Source organism: Alkalibacillus sp. S2W (genome assembly GCF_046764385.1).
In the GTDB taxonomy this organism is placed as follows: domain Bacteria; phylum Bacillota; class Bacilli; order Bacillales; family Alkalibacillaceae; genus Alkalibacillus; species Alkalibacillus almallahensis.
Genome location: NZ_CP177234.1, coordinates 2,459,118 through 2,480,501 on the forward strand (window position 1 = coordinate 2,459,118; position 21,384 = coordinate 2,480,501).

Sequence of the window (21,384 nt, forward strand, 5' to 3'; positions counted from 1 at the left end):
TGCAATCGTCATGACGTGGTTTGAACGTTTAAAGATTTTACATACCAATAGCCTTGTTGATCTTTGTTTTCAACAGGCGCCTCTTCTGATGGTTTAAATTGATTCATTTCGAGTAACACTTGCTTACTCGGATCATCGAGATGCGTGTATAGATTATGGAAGTTCGCTTTGACAGCATAATCCCCAATCCATTCAAACATCATTAACATAAGCGCTGGATTAGAGCCACCTTTTACCCATAGGCGTCTCAACCAAGCATCTTCTTGACTTACAGGATCTAATACGAAGAAAGCGATCGCCTCATCGTCAATCAGTGTTAGATAACCGTAATCCCACTCCCATTGGTGGACCGGCTTTTGTTCCTCCGTAAAAAAATGATTTAACACGTCTTCAGATACGTCTTGGATCGGTTCAATTGTCAACATTTAGAACGCCTCCTTGCCTTTTTCTATTAAGCTATGAGACGTTCTCGCGATTTATGCTTAATTAAATAGATTTTTGAGCCATTCCCAGATGAAAAAGGTGGTTTCCCGTTCCTCTTCTTTTTCGGATTCAGCCTCTTTTTGCATAGATTCCGTATCTTCATCATGCTCTAAAACCGCACCACCATCAGAAAACTCCACAAAGCATAACGGTGGAAATAAGACACACCACCAATTGTCGCCTTCACCTTCTCCGAGCGTGATTAAAATGGCTTCATATTCACCTGCAGGATAAACAAAACGGTCGTAAACTTTATCCGGAAACATCACCTCTCCAAATTCTACTGAAAAGGATTCATCTGTATTTTGATCCACAATCGCTTCGATTTCTGGTAAGTTTTGTTTAATCGTTGCTCGCGCCTCATCTATTGATGTTAGTGTTTCAACCCACTCCGTAATTTGTTCACTGACCTCATCTCGAATCTGGCGTTTCTCTGCTTGATCCTTTTCACTATTTGAATCCGCTAAAATCCGAAGTCTAATCGCTTCATCCGGAATAACTACAAAATCAGATTCCTCTTCTTCCTCAGCTACTGTATCTACCCAAAATATCGGCATCAATATAAGGCCAATTAATATTAAAATAATAACTCGCATCCCCACTCAACCCTTTCTCGTAATCTTGTAATCTCATCATTTCCGAGATTTCAGGCAGATATACATCTAGATTTATGATAGAATGATTGAAATTGATTAGGATGATTGGAATCAGCGGGGAAATTGAGATTCTATTAGATAGACACTCAATTCTAGAATGGTCTGATATCTCAAAGGAGGCTTATTATGTTTACATACACAATCGATGATGAACTTTATTTAAAATTGGTCGATGATAGCGATTTGGGTGAACTTTTTGCTTTAACCGATCACAATCGCGAACATTTGCGGGAGTGGTTGGCTTGGGTAGATCAAACGACCAAGCCCGAGGATACTGCTCAGTATATTAAAGCCTCGAAGCAGCTTTATGCCGACAGCAAAGGAATGAATGCGGTCATCGTATTCCGAGGTCGTATCGCTGGTGTCGTCGGTTATAATTTATTGGATTGGAAAAATGGCGTCGCGCATATCGGCTACTGGTTAGCTGAGTCATATCAAGGCTTCGGCATTATGACGAAAGCGACATCTACCTTAATGGCACACGCATTTGACCAACTTAATATGAATAAAGTGGAGATTCGGGCAGCAAGTGGGAACACGAAAAGTCGCGCAATCCCTGAGCGACTTGGCTTTACAGAAGAAGGAACAATCCGCGCTGCAGAACGCTTAAGCAGTGGTGTCGTTGACCATACAATCTACGGCATGCTGCAAGATGAATGGCTCACCACTTAATTTGTTAAACAATGAGTTGGGATTGTCTCATAATTGAGTAGGATTGTTTCATAATTTAAGAGGATTATTTCACAATCGAGCGGGGTTGTTTTACAATTGAACAAGATTGTCTCATAAATTAAGAGAGCGCGTTCCTTTTCAAATAAGGAACGTGCTCTCTTATTAATTCCATAAAACAATACGGTCTTTACCGTTTATGTCTTGTATGACCCGAGCCTTTGCGGTAGGATCATAGGATTGGATCAATGCAGGGACGCTCTCACCTTGGTCGTAGCCGATTTCAAAGGCGATTAGCTTCGGTCGTGCCTCAAGTTGCATAACTTGCTTCACGATCGTGTCATAAGCAGCGAGTCCATTCATTTCAGCAAATAAGGCTTCAGCTGGATCATGGAGCGAGACAGTTTCCGATAACGAATCGCGTTCAGCATGCGGGATATAGGGTGGATTCGATACGATGACATCAGGCGTAACCCCCTCATCCAACACAGGCCTCAAAAAATCGCCCGACTTCCACAAAACTTCTTGCTCTAGTTGCTCACCATTTGAACGCGCTACAGCCAACGCGTCTTCTGACAAATCCGTTCCAATCACCAAAGCGTCTTTCAATCGACTTTTTAACGAAAGAGCGATGATCCCACTTCCTGTCCCGACATCCACAATCGTTTCGTCGCCATTTACTTCATTTAAAACAGCTAACACTAACTCTTCTGTTTCTGGACGGGGAATCAAGACACGCTCATCTACATAAAACGTATCATCAAAAAAGTCCACTTCATTCGTAAAATGTTCCACTGGCTTTCCTGTTACAGCATGATCATGAATCCAAGTGGCAAATGTGTTAGCCACATCTTGATCTAGCACATCACGCCCCATCGCTAGCCACTGACTATAACTAACGCCCAACAAATACCGCAACAACAATTCAGCAACACGCGGTTCGCGGTCATGCTGCTCTAAAAAAGAAGAAGCCCAGTTTCGGGCTTCTTGCACCGTTTTAAACATCATATTACTCACCAAGTTCTTCTAATTTCTCTGTTTGTTCTTGAATGAGAAGGGAATCAATAATTTCATCAATTTTACCTTCCATCACTTGATCTAACTTATTAATGGTTAAGTTAATACGATGGTCTGTGACACGGTTTTGTGGGTAATTGTACGTACGGATGCGTTCTGAACGATCGCCTGTTCCGACCGCTGATTTGCGGTTTTCATCATACTCTTCTTGTGCTTTCGCTTGTTCCATCTCATAAATACGGGCACGAAGAACTTTCATGGCTTTTTCTTTGTTTTTAATTTGTGATTTTTCGTCCTGACATGACACGACAACACCAGTCGGTTCATGTGTTAAACGGACAGCTGACATCGTCGTATTAACACTCTGACCACCTGGACCACTTGAAGTAAACGTGTCGACGCGAATATCATTATCCTGAATATTGACCTCAACTTCTTCAGCTTCTGGTAAAACAGCGACAGTCGATGTTGACGTATGAATCCGGCCGCCAGATTCGGTATCAGGAACACGCTGAACGCGGTGAGCACCGTTTTCAAATTTGAAACGAGAAAATGCTCCTGTTCCGTTAATCATAAAAATAATTTCTTTAAAGCCGCCAACTTCGGCTTCGTGCGATTCGATCACTTCGATACGCCAACCTTGTGATTCCGCATAACGTGAATACAAGCGGTACAAGTCGCCGGCAAATAAAGCGGCCTCATCACCACCAGCAGCACCACGAATTTCCATGATGACGTTCTTATCATCGTTTGGATCTTTCGGAATCAATAAGAACTTAAGCTCTTCTTCCATTGGTTCTACTTGTGGTTCTAATTCTTCTAATTCTTCTTTTGCCATATCAATGACATCTTTATCTGATTCTTCTGAGATCATTGTTTTCGCATCTGCGATTTGTTGTTGGAGATCTTTATATTCCCGATATTTTTCAACGATTGGTTGAATATCGGCCTGTTCTTTTGAATATTTACGTAACTTATTAGAATCGTTAATGACTTCAGGATCCATTAATAAATCCGTTAGTTGATTATAACGATCCTCGATATGTTGTAATTTTTCGAGCATACGACGTCCACCTCTAACATTTCGTTAATTATTCCACATTATATCATACCATAGAATATGAAAAAATTTCGTCCATTACACTGTTTTTCGAATAACAATTGAAAACCAGCCGAGATTACAATCAATCAAGACTGGTTTCAAAAAGACCGAATTAATTTTGTGATGAACGAGTTTTTAGTTCTTCATAAGCTGAACGTGGGTGATTCGGTACTTCGTGATGATGACGACAACGAGGCTCGTACGATTCAGATGCACCGACTAAAATTACCGGATCATCATAGGATGCGGGTTTCCCATCAATTAAACGTTGCGTCCGACTTGCTGGTGAACCACAGTAAGGGCAAATCGCATTTAATTTCGTGACGTTTTCTGCCATCGCAAGAAGTTGCGGTAGGGCACCAAATGGTTCGCCGCGGAAATCTTGATCTAATCCAGCCACAATGACACGTACACCTTGATCAGCTAAGTACTGAGCGACTTCAATCACTTGATCGTCAAAGAATTGAACTTCATCAATCCCGACCATATCGACACTGTCGTCGATATTATCGTAAATATCTTGGACATCATCAATTGGGCGAGCGATAATCGAATTGCCGTTATGAGAAACGATCGATTCGTCGTCATAACGATTATCGATTGCTGGTTTAAATACGCGTACATTTAAATTACCGTATGTCGCTCGGCGCACGCGGCGGATTAACTCTTCTGATTTACCGGAAAACATACTGCCACAAATGACTTCAAGCCAGCCACTGTGTTTCATTACATACATCATGATATTCGCACCTCATTTATACAAACTTTTACATTTTTCGCAAGATGATGATTAAAAAGGGCGGCCAACCTTGTCGCTGACTGCCGAAATATGATTGCTATTTCACTAAACAAAATAAAAAAGCTGACCGTCTTGGCTAAATGACCACACGGTGAAATAAGGTTTGTTAGATCATCTCGTATGGTGTTTAGCTGAAAGATACGGTCAGCTCCTTTAATTGAATCTTCGTTATTATGACATGTTGTATTTCTTCTTGAAACGGTCTACACGGCCACCAACTTTGTCGGCTTTTTGCTTACCAGTGTAGAACGGATGGGAAGCTGAACTGATTTCAACACGAATTAATGGGTACTCGTTACCGTCTTCCCATTCAATCGTTTCATCAGATTCTAGTGTTGAACCACTTAGAAATTTGAAATCAGAGCTTGTATCTAAAAATACAACCTGACGATATTCCGGATGGATATCTTGTCTCATGCTTAACACTCCTTCTTGCCCTGAATCCTGTGGAAACAGAGTTGATTAAAACCGTTCGTTAACCGATTGTTAACTTCCAAGTCATACAGAGAGATTATATCAACTCAAGTTTTAGATTGCAAGGTCCCTAATCAATTCTTATTGTTTACCTTTCATTTCATCGTCCATAATTTTGAAGAATTCATCGTTATCCTTCGAGTTACGTAGACGACGCAAGAAGCGGTCTAAGAAATCATGTTGGTCTTGCATTGTTTTTCGAATCGCCCATGTCTTATCAAGATGTTCTTTCGATAAGAGAAGCTCTTCTTTACGAGTACCTGACTTAAGCACATCAATCGCTGGGAAGATACGGCGTTCAGCCATACGGCGATCAAGATGTAATTCCATATTGCCTGTTCCTTTAAACTCTTCATAAATGACGTCATCCATGCGTGAGCCTGTATCGACTAAAGCAGTTGCTAGTACAGTCAAACTACCACCTTCTTCGATATTACGGGCCGCACCGAAGAAACGCTTCGGACGGTGGAATGAAGCTGGGTCGATACCACCAGATAACGTCCGGCCACTTGGTGGAATCACTAAGTTATACGCACGGGCTAAGCGTGTAATACTGTCCATTAAAATAATCACGTCTTGTTTGTGCTCGACTAAACGCATCGCACGATCCAACACAAGTTCGGACACTTTAATATGGTTTTCAGGTACTTCATCGAAGGTCGAACTAACGACATCGACGTCTTCATCTACTGACCGTTCAATATCCGTCACTTCTTCTGGTCGTTCATCGATCAGCAAGATAATTAATTTTGAGTCAGGATGATTTTGTTTAATGCTATTAGCAACTTGTTTTAAAATCATCGTTTTACCCGCTTTAGGTGGCGCAACAATGAGTCCACGTTGGCCAAAACCGACAGGCGCCATCATGTCCATAATTCGGGTAGCTAAAACGTTCGATTTTGTCTCGAGATTCATTTTACGATCTGGATATAAAGCGGTTAAGCCTGGGAAGTGAATCCGTTCTTTGGCGCTTTCAGGATTGTCCCCATTAACCGCATCAACATGCAGTAAACCAAAGTAACGTTCATTTTCTTTCGGCGGACGAGCTTTACCAGAGACTAGATCACCATTTCTTAAATCAAAACGGCGAATTTGTGAAGCGGAGATATAAATGTCTTCTGGGCTTGGTGCATAGTTAATTGGACGTAAGAAACCAAAGCCTTCTGACTGGATAATCTCTAAGACGCCGTCAACAAACAGTTTACCGTCTTGTTCCGTTTGCGCTTTTAGAATCGCAAAAATTAATTCCTTTTTGTTTAGTTTCGCATAATAAGAAACGCCAAACTCACGAGCTAGCTCGTACAGTTCTTTTAAATTCTTCGTTTCTAATTGTGCGATTGTCATTTGATTTGACACAAAAACACCACACTTTTATGAAATTTTATTCGTTTATATTTGGAAATAAGTTTGTTTGGGTTGTCAATTCTATGTGAGAAGAAATAGTTATATGAGGTATAACTGTTATATTGTATCGTGTTTTTACGTTTTAGGCAAGGTGTTCAGTTGGTGTAAAAGGAGTGAATGAGACAAACGTGAATAATACAAAGTAAACCCGAACAATTATAATAAAAATAAATCGTTCGAGCCTTCTGCTTGAATGACGCTCCATCAAAACGCTCCGCTTTCCGCGGGCACGGCTCAAGCCTCCTCGGAAGAAAAACGCTTCCTGCGGGGTCTTGAGTCTCGTGCTGTTCCCGCAGGAGTCTACGCATTTTGATTCCGCTTCATAACTGCTTAACTAACATTGTTTACTAACATTCGTCATTTGTAAAACAAATAACCTTCTGTACCAGCCACTTCTAATATTCACTAATCTTTCATCACTAAATCAGGTTTTTTCGCTAGGCTGTGAGTGCCGTCGATGAAGCGGACTGTTCCTGATTTGGCGCGCATAACAACGGTTTCTGTCGTTGCTTTATCACCTTTGAATTGAACGCCTTGTAAGAGTTCTCCGTCTGTAATGCCCGTTGCAGCGAAAATGGCATCGTCGCCACCGCATAGGTCTTTCATCGTTAAGACACGGTTCACGTCTTCAATGCCCATACCTCGGCAACGTTCTGTTTGTTCATCATCAACTGGCTTTAAGCGGCCTTGAATTTCGCCACCTAAACACATTAAACCGATCGCTGATAACACGCCTTCAGGTGCACCACCTGTTCCCATCAGCATGTCCACACCTGTATGGTCAAAGGCAGCATTAATAGATGCTGCGACGTCACCATCAGGAATAAGTTTAATACGCGCGCCTGCTTCACGGATTTCTTGAATGAGTTGATCGTGGCGTGGTCGATTTAAAACGACAACAACCACATCTTCTACGTCTTTTCCTTTAGCATCAGCGACAGCTTTCAAGTTATCAGCTGTTGAAGCATTTAAATCGACTTTTCCAACGGCTTCAGGGCCGACTGCGATTTTCTCCATATACATGTCTGGTGCATGAAGTAATTCACCACGGTCAGCAATACCTACAACGCACAATGCATTCCAAGTACCAAGTGCAACAATATTCGTTCCCTCAACAGGATCAACTGCAATGTCCACTTCAGGTCCTTGGCCTTGGCCAACTTCTTCCCCTATGTATAGCATCGGTGCTTCGTCTTTTTCCCCTTCGCCGATTACGACAGTTCCTTGCATCGGCACGGTATCGAAGACTGTTCGCATCGCTTCTGTTGCAGCGCCATCAGCTTCTTCTTTCTCACCGCGTCCCATCCATCGAGCAGACGCTAGCGCAGCTGCTTCAGTCACACGAACAACTTCCATCGATAAACTTCTTTCCATGGTTATGACTCCCCTTTTTAAAATGCTCTAGTCAACGCTTTACGCATTTTGGAACAATTTTTTATCTTCTTCAGACATTTCCTCGCGCCATACAACAGCTCCGAGACTTTTTAGTTTTTCTGTGATTTGGTCGTAACCTCTCTCAATATGATCAAGACCTACGACTTCTGTGACGCCATCTGCCATTAATCCCGCAATGACTAAGGCCGCACCAGCGCGCAAATCACTCGCTTTAACTTTCGCGCCTTCAAGTGGAGATTGTCCAGATATCACGGCAGAATTGCTTTCGACTTTGATATTCGCATTCATCCGTCTCAATTCATCGATGTGCTTAAACCGCGCTTGATAAATCGTGTCGGTCACAATACTCGTTCCGTGCGCCTGGGTTAACAACGATGTGAAAGGTTGTTGCAGATCAGTCGGGAAACCTGGATAGACGAGTGTTTTAATGTCGACACTATTTAACTTACGGTTACCACGGACAACGAGATAATCTGCTCCTTCTTCAATCTCTACGCCCATTTCGCGTAGTTTGGCTGTTAACGATTCAAGGTGAGTTGGGATCACGTTATCCACCGTTACTTCTTCACCTTTTGAAGCGGCCAAAATCGTATAAGTTCCTGCTTCAATCCGGTCTGGGATGATCGTGTGTTGGCATCCTTTTAACTCATCGACGCCTTCAATCCGAATCACATCAGTCCCAGCACCTTTAATATTGGCGCCCATACTATTTAATAACGTCGCCACGTCGATAATTTCTGGCTCTTTCGCCGCATTTTCGATCGTCGTCTTTCCTTTTGCTCTAACGGCCGCTAGCATAATATTAATCGTAGCACCAACACTAACCACGTCTAAATATATTTTCGCACCAATTAATTCATCAGCTTGTAAATAAATAGCACCTTGTTCATTCGTGACTTGAGCACCTAAAGCTTCGAAGCCTTTAATATGCTGGTCAATCGGACGCGGGCCTAAATTACAGCCTCCAGGCAAACCAATCACAGCCTTCTTAAAACGGCCGAGCATTGCACCCATAAAATAATAAGAGGCACGTAGCTTTTTCACACGTCCGTTCGGTAAAGGCATTGAGACCATATGTGACGGATCAATCGTGATATCCTCACCGTTTTGTTCCACGTCACCGCCGATATCGCGTAATAATTCTTTTAATATTTGAATGTCGGAAATATTCGGAAGGCCTTCAATGGTGACCTCAGATTCAGCTAAAATAGTCGCTGGCAACAAAGCTACCGCGCTATTTTTAGCCCCGCTAACCCGCACTTCACCGTTTAATTGATGGCCGCCTTCAATAAGCAATTTATCCATATGCCATGCTCCTTATTAGGTTCGTTCATCCTTTAACTGTTAGCGTACCCTAGCTCTTGACGAATTATTTATTCGCTTGCTCCCAATCGTTCAAGAATTTTTCAATGCCTTGGTCAGTTAATGGATGTTTAACTAGTTGTTGAATGACTTTGAATGGAACCGTTGCAATATGCGCGCCATTAATAGCTGCTTCTGAAACGTGCATTGAATGGCGTACACTTGCTGCGATAATCTCTGTATCAATACCATGTGTATCAAAAATTGTTGCGATCTCGTTAATTAAATGCAGGCCATTTTGTCCCATATCATCCAAGCGCCCTAAGAAAGGTGACACATAAGTTGCGCCTGCACGTGCAGCGAGCAATGCTTGATTCGCTGAGAAGACGAGTGTCACGTTAGTTTTGACACCTTTGTCTGTCAATGCTTTACACGCTTTTAAGCCTTCTAATGTCATCGGTAATTTAACCGTAATATTTGGTGCTATTTTGACCAGTTCTTCTGCTTCTTTTAGCATACCTTTTGCGTCTTCCGAAATCACCTCAGCACTAACGGATCCTTCCGTCACTTCTTTTGTGATCTCTTTTAGTCGGTCATGAAAAGACACGCCTTCCTTCGCAACAAGTGAAGGATTTGTTGTGACACCTGATAATATGCCTAATGCATTTGCTTCTTTAATTTCATCTAAATTTGCTGTATCAATAAAAAATTTCATGTTAATCCGTCTCCTTTAAATGTCTGTTGATACACGAAAAGGCTAACCCAGTCGCGCTGAGTCAGCCAATTTCATCACATGTCTATCGTCAGAAAACCGTCTACATCTACTCGTGAGTTGTGACTAACCTTAGATAATAGTGTGGACACGACGGTTTCCTCCCCTAATGTTATTCTATATCTATTCTCTTCCTAGAATACCAAGTGTGTCGATTTTTCGCAACATTACTCCAGGGCTTTTTAGTTATTTTAAAAAATAATGCACGACTTGTGAAACATCTTCTAGTGTGAACGGCTTTTCTAATATGTCTTCGTAAGACACGTCCGTTTCCTGTTCTACTTGGCTTTTACCCATGCCCGTCATTAAGACGGCAGGTGCTGTTTCACCTTCATCTCTAAGTTTTGCAATGAATTGATCACCTTTCATCGCAGGTAATAAATAATCCACAAAATAAAGGTCCGTCCGAATATTTTTTATCGAGTCTAATGCTTCGTGACAGTTTGTAAACTGTTTAACCTCTAGCCCTTCTTGTTTTAAAAAGGCAGCCATTAATGTTGCGATGGATTCTTCATCATCTACGACGACAGCTTGATACTTTCCCATTCCATCACCTTATTTCCGTTTCGAGTATTTCTACTTCACTTTACATGAAAGAAACAGGAAAATCAATCCATTTCACAATTTTATACACAATTGACTTAATTTACGCAATGCTCGACAAATTTCTTGAATAAAGGCTGTGGTCGAGTCGGTCGTGATTTGAATTCTGGATGGAATTGTGACGCGACAAACCATGGGTGATCACTGATTTCAATAATTTCTGCTAAACGGCCATCTGGGCTTAAACCAGAGAATTTAAATCCAGCTGCTTCCATTTGTTCGCGATACGTATTATTAAACTCGTAACGGTGGCGATGGCGCTCGTAAACAATTTCATCTTGATAGGCATCATAAGCTTGTGTGCCTTCTTGCAAGCGACAAGCGTAAACGCCAAGACGAAGTGTACCACCTAAATCTTCCACTTCCTTTTGTTCTGGTAGTAAATCAATAACAGGATAAGGTGTTGATGGATCAATCTCTGCAGAATGTGCGCCTTCTAATCCTAAGACATTTCGCGCATATTCAACCGTTGCAAGTTGCATACCGAGACAGATACCTAGGAAAGGAATCTTTTCTTCTCGCGCATAACGAATCGCTTCGATTTTCCCATCAATTGCGCGATCGCCAAATCCACCTGGGACGAGTATGCCGTCAACATCGCTTAATTCAGCGTCAACATTTTCTCTTGTTAACGTTTCTGAACTCACCCATTTGACTTTAATATCGGAATCAAACGCAAAACCGCTGTGTTTCAAGGCTTCGACTACAGAAATATACGCATCTTGTAGTTGGACGTATTTGCCGACTAGCGCGATTGTCGTCGTTTTCGATAAATTTTTCACCCGATCGATCAGCTCATGCCATTCCGTCATATCCGCTGCAGGCGTTGATAATCCGAAATGCTGACATGCTAAATCATCTAAGCCTTGTTGCTGCATCTCAAGCGCCACTTCATATAACACTTCACAGTTACGTGCTTCAATCACGGCTTTCTCATTGATATCACAGAATAATGCGATCTTATCTTTCATACTCTGGCTAATCGCCATTTCAGTTCTAAGCACGACAACATCTGGCTGAATACCGAGTGAACGCAATTCTTTAACGGAGTGCTGTGTCGGCTTCGTTTTCATTTCACCTGCTGCTTCTAGATACGGTACTAAAGTACAGTGAATATACATGACATTGTCACGCCCGACATCACTCTTCAACTGACGAATCGCTTCTAGAAACGGTAAACTTTCGATATCGCCGACTGTCCCGCCGATTTCTGTGATGACGACATCTGCATTCGTTTCGTTTCCAGCTTGATAAACTTTGTCTTTAATCTCGTTTGTAATATGGGGAATCACTTGGACAGTCCCGCCTAAATAGTCACCCCGACGCTCTTTTCGAATAACCGTCGAATAAACTTTACCCGTCGTAATATTGGAGTATTTATTTAAATTTATGTCAATAAAACGTTCATAATGTCCGAGGTCAAGGTCCGTCTCAGCACCATCCTCAGTCACAAATACTTCACCATGTTGATATGGACTCATCGTTCCAGGATCCACGTTTAAATACGGATCGAACTTCTGAATCGTGACATTTAATCCTCTGTTTTTGAGCAATCGTCCTAATGATGCAGCGGTAATTCCTTTACCCAAAGAGGAAACAACCCCGCCCGTTACAAAAATATACTTCGTCATGTTCACAGCCTCACTTTCTATAGTTCCATTTATAATGTGTTAATGAATTGGAGTTTAGTTTCAAATTCGTCTATAAAAAACAAAAAAAGCTCCCGAAACTAATATTCGGGAGCTTTAATCACGTTTTTTTAGAGAGCCCACATAGAATAATACGCCTGAACCAAGGGAAAGTCAAGCATACTTTATAAGTCTTCTTCCTCGTCACCTTTATCTAAATTCTTCTCGAGGTCATCAACTTCATCTACAAACGGCTCCTCTGCTTCTGGTTCTTCTCCAGTTGTATCAATATCGTCTTCAAGCAGGGTTTCATCTTCAGCGGCTGGTTCTTCTGCTTTCTCTTTTTTCTTTTTCTTCTGCTTCTTTTTCGGTTTTTCCTCAGCGACGAACGCATCTTCAACCGTTTGGTCAAACGGATACCAATGCTTCAAGCCCCATAGATTGGAACCAACTGATAAGAAACGACCGTCAATATTAAGATCGGTATAAAATTGAGAAATGTATTGTTCTTTTTCCTTCTGACTGAACTCTTTCGCTTCAGCAACAAGCTGGTACATATCTTGGAAATTTTTCGCTTGATGATCGCCAAGCATGATTTCATAAGCAATATCAATCATCGACATTTCTTGAATTTCTTCTTGTGTATACTTTTCTAAGCTCACAACCAGCACTCCTTTATCCAGTTAGCAGTAACTTTAGCTACTTTCCTAGTTTACAGAATATCATATATCATCGTCAATTCAAGAACAAATTATAATGATTGATGTGGAGGATTAGCTGTGGAGACTTTTCGGCGCTCGCCGTTATATTTCGGCGAACGCTGAAATATTTGCTGAGGCGCCGATATATTCTAGATGGCGCCGTTATTTCTGAGATGGTGCCGATAAATTTTTTAAAGCGCCGTTATCGATTATTTATCAGCGCCATTATATACGAAGGAGCTGATATACCAAAAATATCGGCGACTCACTCATCCTTACTCACAACTTAAACTCACTTATACCCACGCGAAATGTCCAACATATAAAAAGTCGTAGGATTCGAACCCAATCGAATCCCACGACTTAGTTAAAAGCTCTTACATATTACGGCGATATTGGCCACCGACTTCGTATAGAGCGTTGGTTATCTGACCAAGGCTTGCAACTTTGACGGTATCCATTAGTTCAGCAAATATATTACCGCCTGATGCTGCCACTTCTTTTAAGCGGGCTAAAGCTACTTCAGCTTCATCAGCATTTCGTGCTTGGAAATCGCGTAAGTTCTTGATTTGTCCTTGTTTTTCTTCTTGTGACGCACGAGCAACTTCCATTGAATTGATGTCGTCTTCAGATGGTGGGTTCGGATTTTGATACGTATTAACACCAACAATCGGTAACTCTCCGGAGTGCTTCTTACCTTCATAATAGAGCGACTCTTCTTGAATTTTTCCGCGTTGATATTGACGTTCCATGGCGCCGAGCACGCCACCGCGTTCATTTAAACTTTCGAATTCAGCTAAAACAGCTTCTTCAACTAGATCCGTTAACTCTTCTAAAATGTACGAACCTTGCAGAGAGTTTTCTGTCTTCGTTAAGCCGAATTCTTTATTAATAATCATCTGAATCGCCATGGCACGACGCACAGATTCTTCCGTTGGTGTGGTGATCGCTTCGTCATAAGCATTCGTATGAAGCGAGTTCGTATTATCTTGAATCGCAAGTAACGCTTGAAGCGTCGTACGAATATCGTTAAAGTCGACTTCTTGTGCGTGCAGGGAACGGCCAGACGTTTGAATATGATACTTCAATTTCTGGCTGCGATCGTCTGCGCCATATTTATCACGCATTGCCACGGCCCAAATTCGGCGAGCAACTCGACCAATCACGGTATACTCTGGATCTAAGCCGTTTGAGAAGAAGAACGATAGATTCGGTGCGAATTTATTAATATCCATACCGCGACTTAAGTAATATTCGACGTACGTAAAGCCATTCGCTAACGTAAAGGCAAGCTGACTAATCGGATTTGCACCCGCTTCAGCAATATGATACCCGGAAATCGACACAGAATAATAGTTCTTCACATCTTGCTCGATAAAGTATTCTTGAATATCACCCATCATACGCAGGGCAAATTCAGTTGAGAAGATACAAGTATTTTGACCTTGATCTTCTTTCAAAATATCAGCCTGAACCGTTCCGCGTACAACCGAAATCGTTTCTGCCTTCAAACGCTCATGTTCTTCTGCGCTTGGCTCACGACCATTTTCTTCTTTAAATTTATCAAGCTGTTGATCAACAGCTGCATTAAAGAACATCGCTAAAATAATCGGCGCAGGGCCGTTAATCGTCATCGAAACTGACGTCTTCGGATCACTTAAATCAAAACCGTCATACAGCTTCTTCATATCCTCAACTGTACAAATACTGACTCCTGATTCGCCGACTTTACCATAAATATCTGGACGCTCATCTGGGTCTTCCCCGTAAAGCGTCACTGAATCAAACGCCGTACTTAAACGTTTCGCTGGTTCATTCTCGGATAAATAGTGAAAACGACGATTCGTCCGTTCTGGCGTTCCTTCACCCGCGAACTGACGCGTAGGATCTTCACCGCGACGCTTGAATGGGAACACACCCGCTGTATAAGGGAAATAGCCCGGTAGATTCTCAAGCATCATGAACTCTAAGCGGTCGCCCCAGTCTTGATAGCTCGGAAGCGCGACTTTTGGAATCTTAATACCTGACAGACTTTCTGTGTTCATTTCGACTTTAAATTCCTTACCGCGCACTTCATAACTCATTTCATCTTTAGAATACGTGTCCTGAAATTGGTCGTAATCAGCTAATTTCTGTGTACTTTCTAAATCTAATTGCTGTTCATAATCGGCAAGCAGCTGATCAAGCGCATCGATTTCATGGCCTGCCAATTCATCTTTCGTGCCTTTTAATTGATAAACTTTACTCGCAATCTCGCTTTGACGACGTGCGTGGTCTTTATAGCCACGAACCGTCTCGGCAATATCGCGTAAATACTGACGTCGTTCAGGCGGGATAATTAAGTTTTGCTTCTCAGCAATTTTCACACTCGTATCAAACGGAACTTCTACATTCCAATCATAACGCTCATTTAGCGTTTCGATCATCGCTGCAAATAAAGTATTTGTCCCTGCGTCATTAAACTGACTCGCGATCGTACCGAAAACAGGGAATGTCGCGTGATCTTCATGGAACAGCATATGACTGCGCTCGTACTGTTTACGGACTTGCTTAAGCGCATCGTCAGAGCCTTTTTGTTCAAATTTATTAATGACAATAAAGTCAGCAAAATCGATCATGTCGATCTTCTCAAGCTGTGAAGGTGCACCGAATTCCGCTGTCATCACATACATCGACAGATCCGTGATTTCAGTGATTTCCGCATCACCCTGGCCGATACCGCTCGTTTCAACGATAATAAAGTCAAAATGCGCCGCTTTCGTCACGTTAATCGCATCCGTAATCGCTTTTGACAATTCACTCTTCGAATCACGTGTGGCAAGGGAACGCATGTACACACGGGAGTCGAAAATCGCATTCATACGGATTCGATCACCAAGTAAAGCGCCGCCTGTTTTCTTCTTCGTTGGGTCAACTGAAATAACCGCAATCTTCTTATCCGGAACTTCGTTTAAAAAGCGACGAATTAATTCATCGGTTAAGGAACTTTTACCAGCGCCACCTGTTCCGGTAATCCCCATAACAGGTACACTTGAGCCGTCAATCGCTAGCAATCGATCCAGCTCTTCACTTGAAACCGAACCATTTTCCACATGCGTAATTAAGCGAGCAACCGCTTGATTGTCGCCTTCTTTTGCTGCTTTAGCATCCGTTTCTAGTTCGATTGGTGTTGGGTGATCGCACTCTTCTAGCATGGTGTTAATCATACCCTGAAGTCCTGTTTCACGACCATCCTCAGGTGAAAAGATGCGCGCAACGCCATAGTCATGGAGCTCTTTAATTTCGCGTGGCAAGATAACACCGCCACCGCCACCGTAAACGCGGATATGACCTGCACCTTTTTCATTTAATAAGTCGACCATGTATTTAAAGTATTCGACATGGCCTCCCTGATAAGACGAAATCGCAATTCCTTGTGCATCTTCTTGAATCGCGGCATTAACCACTGCTTCAACTGAGCGATTATGACCCAAATGAATGACTTCTGAACCGCTCGCTTGTAAAATTCGTCGCATAATATTAATCGATGCATCGTGACCATCGAATAAACTTGATGCCGTTACAAACCTTACAGGATTCTTGACTTGATATGCTTCCACTTGCTGCATTATGACACGCCTCCTTGCTTTTGATTGTAAGCTTCATATGACAATTGGTTCGTTAACCATTTAAACTGAAGATTCGTATAGTCCTCTAATGTAAACGTTTTTTGCAGAGTCCAACGACGAAACCCCCACATTTGACCTTGAATAAAAATATTGTTCGCCATTAATACAATGTCTCGTTCACTCAGAACTGACGCGTAATTATTGGCTAAAACCTGTTCAAACAAACGCATCATTTCGATTTCTTTATTCAAGACATAATCTTGTGCATCTTTCGGTAACGCTTTTAATTCTTGATACAAAATCAACACTTCATCTTGTAAATCATCCATCACATGGAAGTACGACTTCACCGCTTGATAAAGCGCATCTTCTGAAGTCTCATTGGTATCAATAACTGCATCCATGCGCGACTTCACTTCATCGTAAATCGCATCACAGACGAGAAAAAGGACGTCTTCTTTCGTCCGAATATATTCATAAAGCGTTCCGATACTAAACCCAGCTGCTTTAGCGATCTCCCGCGTCGTAGCGCGGTGAAACCCTTTATCTTTAAAAAGCGTCACCGCACCTTTCTGCAGTTGAGCTCGCCGTTTTTGAATCAATGTTTCATCCTTAATGGAGGAACTAATTTCTTTAACCATCACCTGCCCCCTTCCACGCTCTTAGCCATTGATCAGCTAGTTGATAAGGGTCTGTTACGCTGTTTAATTCTTGTATTAAACTTTCATCTTTTTCGATCATTTGAATCACATCTTTATAGACAGCATCATGTATTAAGTCATAAACTTCATGTTTTAACTGTTCTTGGCGTTTCTGAATGCCTGCCTCTGAGTTTAGTAAATGATCCCTGTGCTGCTCGAAAGCTCGGACCATTTTATCAAAACCTTGAGGCTCATTCGTTGAAACAGCTTCGATGACGCGTGGTTCAAACTGTTCATATCCGACCATATGAATCATGTCATACAGCTGGTTTTTCAATTGGCGAACACCTGGTAGATCAGCCTTATTAATAATGAATAAATCGGCAATTTCCATAATGCCTGCTTTAAACACTTGCATGACATCGCCAGAGTTAGGCGTCAGCACCACAGCTGTCGTATCGACCACTTTCATAATATCGAGTTCTGATTGGCCAACGCCGACTGTTTCAACAAAAATATAATCAAATCCGTACGCATCACAGGCCCGAATCGCGTCTTTGGTCGCACGCGCCAAGCCACCGAGGCTCCCGCGAGTTGCCATACTTCGAATAAACACGTTCTCATCCGTAAAATGTTTGTGCATCCGCACGCGGTCGCCGAGAAGCGCACCACCGCTAAATGGACTCGTCGGATCAACGGCGATAATCGCAACTGTTTTATCTTGCTCACGTAAATGAGTTACAAGATGATCAAGTAGCGAACTTTTCCCAGCACCAGGTGAGCCCGTGATCCCGACGTAATGCGATCCTTGCTTACGTTGGTTAATCGCACTTAAGAGCGCCAATTTCTCTGGGTGATCATTTTCCACCATGGTAATCGCTCGGGCTAATGCGCGCTGGTCTTGTTTTGCGATTCGTTCTGCCAGTTGCTCCATACGAGTCCTCCTTTCAATCAATTAATCTTTCGTAACCATGCGGCCAACGACAAGACGTTGAATTTCTTGTGTACCTTCATAAATTTGCGTGATTTTCGCATCGCGCATATAACGTTCAACCGGATAATCCTTCGTGTAACCATAGCCACCGTAAACTTGCACCGCTTCTACGGTAACGTTCATGGCTGTATCACCCGCAAATAACTTCGCCATCGCGGATTCTTTTTGATATGAAAGACCTTCTGACTCGTTATAAGCCGCCTGATAGGTTAATAGACGAGATGCTTCGATATTGGTTGCCATATCAGCAAGCTTAAACGAGATGCCTTGATTTTTCGCAATTGGCTTACCGAACTGTTCGCGCTCTTTCGCGTAATCCGTCGCTTTATCAAGTGCGCCTTGAGCAATCCCGACCGCTTGTGCGGCTATGCCGTTACGACCACCATCTAATGTCGTCATCGCGATTTTGAAGCCGTCACCTTCATCACCTAGCATATTTTCTTTTGGAATACGGCAATTTTCGAAAATGAGTTCAGTCGTTGGTGATGAACGAATCCCGAGTTTTTCTTCTTTTTTACCAAAACTAAAGCCTTCTGTTCCTTTTTCAACGATAAATGCGGAGATGCCTTTATGTTTTGCATCCATGTCTGTCTTCGCAAACACAACATAAATATCAGCGACACCGCCGTTGGTGATCCATACTTTAGAACCGTTAAGCACGTATTCATCGCCGTCAAGTTTCGCCGTTGTCTTCATGGATGACACATCACTACCTGCACCAGGCTCTGATAAAGCATACGCCCCTAAAGCTTTACCAGTTGCTAGACGTTGCAGAAAATTTTGCTTTTGTTCTTCATTTCCGTATGTGTAGATTGGCCAGCTCGCTAGTGAAATGTGTGCTGATAGAGTCACACCAGTAGATGCACAAACGCGTGATAGTTCTTCAACGGCAATCGCGTAACTGACGAAATCTGAGCCGATACCGCCGTATTCTTCTGGCCACGGGATTCCGGTTAGACCGAGATCGGCCATTTGGTCAAAAATTTCACGGTCAAAGCGTTCTTCCTCGTCTCGTTCTGCCGCCGTTGGTTCAACTTCATTGACTGCGAAATCACGGACCATTTTTCGTAACATTTGTTGTTCTTCGGATAGTTGAAAATTCATCGATTGTTTCCTCCTTTTATTTCAGCAACTGACGACTGATAACCATGTTCTGGACTTCGGTCGTTCCTTCGTAGATTTGAGTAATTTTTGCGTCACGGAAATAACGCTCAACAGGATAATCTTTCGTGTAACCATAGCCACCGAAGACTTGAACAGCTTCGATCGCTGTGTCCATTGCTGTCTGTGATGCGAATTTCTTCGCCATCGATGCTTGCATGCTTGCATCTTCCCCCGCTTCATAAGTTGAAGCGGCGTTATAGACTAATAGTTTCGCAGATTCAACGGCTGTCGCCATGTCTGCTAGTTTAAATGACACACCTTGATGCTTCGCGATCGGCTTACCGAATTGTTCACGTTCTTTTGCATAATCCGTCGCAGCTTCTAATGATGCTTCTGCAATACCAAGAGCTTGAGCCGCAATGCCAATTCGGCCAATGTTTAAGTTCGCCATCGCGATCTTAAAGCCTTCACCTTCTTCACCGAGCATTTGCGATTTCGACACTCGACATTGGTCAAAAGCTAGCGAAACCGTACTCGAGCCGTGTAAACCCATCTTTTCTTCTGCTTTACCGACTTCAAAGCCTGGAGTCCCATCTTCAACGATAAAAGCGGATACCCCTTTATGACCGAGTTCTGGGTTTGTATTAGCAAACACGATATAAGTCGTCGCAAATCCACCATTTGTCATGAACACTTTTGAGCCTGAAAGAACGTAATCATCACCATCTTTAACCGCTTTTGTTTTCAGATTGCTAGCATCACTACCAGCCTGAGGTTCGGTTAAAGCAAATGCACCAAGATATTCGCCCGAAGCTAATTTCGGGATATAGTGATTGATTTGTTCTTCTGTACCAAATTTCAAAATCGGAAAAGTTCCGACTGACGTGTGCACAGATAATATGACGCCTAGTGTTGCACTCACTTTCGACAGTTCATGAATCGCGATAATATATGACGTGTAATCCATACCTGCTCCGCCACGTTCTTCACTAATCGGAATCCCAAGTAGACCAAGTTCGCTCATTTTTGCGATTAATTCTTCAGGAAAACGGTCTTCTTTTTCCATCTGTTCAACAGCTGGCACGACTTCTTGCTGAGCGAAATCCCGTACCATCTTACGCATCATCATTTGTTCTTCTGTAAATTGCAAATTCATGAGGGTTTCCTCCTGCTCACCTTAATCATAGACGTAAAAACCACGACCTGACTTCTTACCTAGCCAGCCAGCGCTCACATATTTCCGCAAGAGTGGGCACGGACGATACTTACTGTCACCAAAGCCTTCGTGTAAAATTTCCATAATGTAGAGACATGTATCTAAGCCAATGAAATCAGCAAGTTGAAGCGGTCCCATCGGATGATTCATACCAAGCTTCATCACACTATCAACATCTTCGGGTTTCGCAACGCCTTCAAAAACCGTATAAATCGCTTCATTAATCATGGGCATCAAGACACGATTAGAAATAAAGCCAGGATAGTCATTCACTTCAACTGGTGTTTTTCCGAGCTTTTCAGTCGCTTCTTGAATCGTTTGATAAGAGGCGTCACTAGTTTGAATCGCACGAATCACTTCAACGAGCTTCATGACTGGCACTGGATTCATAAAATGCATGCCGATCACTTGTTCAGGACGATTTGTTACCGCTGCGATATCCGTAATAGGTAGAGAGGACGTATTCGTCGCTAAAATCGCATGTTTCGGCGCGACTTCATCAAGTTTTTGGAAGACCTTCGTTTTAACGTCCATCGTCTCGACGACAGCTTCAATAATTAAATCCCGATCATCCGCAGCATTGATATCTGACGTTGTCTGGATTTGATTCAGCGTGTTCTTCTTATCATCAGCTGTAATGCGCTCTTTTTCGATTTGTCGATCAAGGCGTTTTTCGATGCCTTGATAGCCTTTTGTTAGTGATTCTTCTGAGATATCATTTAATTTCACGTCGAAGCCAGCTTGAGCAAAAACTTGAGCAATCCCTGCCCCCATTTGGCCAGCTCCAACGACCATAACGTTTTGTACAGCCATGCC

At 42.5% G+C, this 21,384-nt stretch carries 20 protein-coding genes; 1 reads left to right on the forward strand and 19 read right to left on the reverse strand.

Going from position 1 to position 21,384, the window contains the following annotated elements; translation table 11 throughout:
• Positions 1-8: 8 nt before the first annotated feature.
• Complete coding sequence (locus ACKXGF_RS12765) at positions 9-425, reverse strand: hypothetical protein (RefSeq protein ID WP_411954083.1); 417 nt, start codon at positions 423-425, stop codon at positions 9-11.
• A 57-nt stretch (positions 426-482) separates the two neighbouring features.
• A complete protein-coding gene (spoIIR, locus tag ACKXGF_RS12770) occupies positions 483-1,079 on the reverse strand; it encodes a stage II sporulation protein R (protein ID WP_411954084.1) in 597 nt (198 codons plus the stop codon).
• Between the two features lie 186 nt (positions 1,080-1,265).
• On the opposite strand from spoIIR, the gene ACKXGF_RS12775 reads away from it, so the two are divergent.
• On the forward strand, positions 1,266-1,811 hold the full coding sequence (locus tag ACKXGF_RS12775) for a GNAT family N-acetyltransferase (protein WP_411954085.1): 546 nt from the start codon (positions 1,266-1,268) through the stop codon (positions 1,809-1,811).
• 162 nt (positions 1,812-1,973) lie between these two features.
• On the opposite strand, the gene prmC is transcribed toward ACKXGF_RS12775, so the two are convergent.
• The 17 genes from prmC to ACKXGF_RS12860 form a co-directional block, all read right to left on the reverse strand.
• Positions 1,974-2,816: a peptide chain release factor N(5)-glutamine methyltransferase gene (gene prmC, locus ACKXGF_RS12780; RefSeq protein ID WP_411954086.1), complete on the reverse strand. Its 843-nt coding sequence runs from the start codon at positions 2,814-2,816 to the stop codon at positions 1,974-1,976.
• Position 2,817: 1 nt separating this feature from the next.
• Complete coding sequence (prfA, locus tag ACKXGF_RS12785; RefSeq protein WP_411954087.1) at positions 2,818-3,888, reverse strand: peptide chain release factor 1; 1,071 nt, start codon at positions 3,886-3,888, stop codon at positions 2,818-2,820.
• Positions 3,889-4,039: 151 nt separating this feature from the next.
• Positions 4,040-4,663 (reverse strand): thymidine kinase, encoded by a 624-nt coding sequence (locus ACKXGF_RS12790; protein WP_411955593.1) that lies wholly within the window; start codon positions 4,661-4,663, stop codon positions 4,040-4,042.
• 234 nt (positions 4,664-4,897) lie between these two features.
• The gene (locus tag ACKXGF_RS12795; RefSeq protein WP_167261978.1) at positions 4,898-5,143 is read right to left on the reverse strand and encodes a type B 50S ribosomal protein L31; all 246 of its coding nucleotides are present in this window, start codon (positions 5,141-5,143) and stop codon (positions 4,898-4,900) included.
• Between the two features lie 138 nt (positions 5,144-5,281).
• A complete protein-coding gene (gene rho, locus ACKXGF_RS12800) occupies positions 5,282-6,544 on the reverse strand; it encodes a transcription termination factor Rho (protein ID WP_411955594.1) in 1,263 nt (420 codons plus the stop codon).
• Between the two features lie 465 nt (positions 6,545-7,009).
• Entirely contained in the window at positions 7,010-7,978 is a 969-nt protein-coding gene (gene glpX, locus ACKXGF_RS12805) for a class II fructose-bisphosphatase (protein WP_306977946.1), read from the reverse strand.
• A gap of 39 nt (positions 7,979-8,017) precedes the next feature.
• Positions 8,018-9,304: a UDP-N-acetylglucosamine 1-carboxyvinyltransferase gene (locus ACKXGF_RS12810; RefSeq protein WP_411954088.1), complete on the reverse strand. Its 1,287-nt coding sequence runs from the start codon at positions 9,302-9,304 to the stop codon at positions 8,018-8,020.
• Positions 9,305-9,368: 64 nt separating this feature from the next.
• The gene (fsa, locus tag ACKXGF_RS12815; RefSeq protein ID WP_411954089.1) at positions 9,369-10,016 is read right to left on the reverse strand and encodes a fructose-6-phosphate aldolase; all 648 of its coding nucleotides are present in this window, start codon (positions 10,014-10,016) and stop codon (positions 9,369-9,371) included.
• 243 nt (positions 10,017-10,259) lie between these two features.
• Positions 10,260-10,619, reverse strand: coding sequence for a response regulator (locus ACKXGF_RS12820; protein ID WP_411954090.1), 360 nt, complete (start codon positions 10,617-10,619; stop codon positions 10,260-10,262).
• Positions 10,620-10,714: 95 nt separating this feature from the next.
• A complete protein-coding gene (locus ACKXGF_RS12825) occupies positions 10,715-12,307 on the reverse strand; it encodes a CTP synthase (RefSeq protein WP_411954091.1) in 1,593 nt (530 codons plus the stop codon).
• Between the two features lie 182 nt (positions 12,308-12,489).
• Entirely contained in the window at positions 12,490-12,966 is a 477-nt protein-coding gene (gene rpoE, locus ACKXGF_RS12830) for a DNA-directed RNA polymerase subunit delta (RefSeq protein WP_411954092.1), read from the reverse strand.
• Positions 12,967-13,382: 416 nt separating this feature from the next.
• Entirely contained in the window at positions 13,383-16,613 is a 3,231-nt protein-coding gene (gene icmF, locus ACKXGF_RS12835) for a fused isobutyryl-CoA mutase/GTPase IcmF (RefSeq protein ID WP_411954093.1), read from the reverse strand.
• Positions 16,613-17,254 (reverse strand): TetR/AcrR family transcriptional regulator, encoded by a 642-nt coding sequence (locus ACKXGF_RS12840; RefSeq protein WP_411954094.1) that lies wholly within the window; start codon positions 17,252-17,254, stop codon positions 16,613-16,615. The genes icmF and ACKXGF_RS12840 overlap by 1 nt, the downstream gene beginning before the upstream one ends.
• Positions 17,247-18,188 carry a methylmalonyl Co-A mutase-associated GTPase MeaB gene (gene meaB / locus ACKXGF_RS12845; RefSeq protein ID WP_411954095.1) on the reverse strand — a complete coding sequence of 314 codons (942 nt, stop codon included), beginning with the start codon at positions 18,186-18,188 and terminating at the stop codon, positions 17,247-17,249. Before meaB ends, ACKXGF_RS12840 begins: the two co-directional genes overlap by 8 nt.
• Before the next feature lie 21 nt (positions 18,189-18,209).
• Positions 18,210-19,352, reverse strand: coding sequence for an acyl-CoA dehydrogenase (locus ACKXGF_RS12850; RefSeq protein ID WP_411954096.1), 1,143 nt, complete (start codon positions 19,350-19,352; stop codon positions 18,210-18,212).
• A 16-nt stretch (positions 19,353-19,368) separates the two neighbouring features.
• Entirely contained in the window at positions 19,369-20,508 is a 1,140-nt protein-coding gene (locus ACKXGF_RS12855; RefSeq protein ID WP_411954097.1) for an acyl-CoA dehydrogenase, read from the reverse strand.
• A gap of 21 nt (positions 20,509-20,529) precedes the next feature.
• Positions 20,530-21,381, reverse strand: coding sequence for a 3-hydroxybutyryl-CoA dehydrogenase (locus ACKXGF_RS12860; RefSeq protein WP_411954098.1), 852 nt, complete (start codon positions 21,379-21,381; stop codon positions 20,530-20,532).
• Positions 21,382-21,384: the final 3 nt, after the last annotated feature.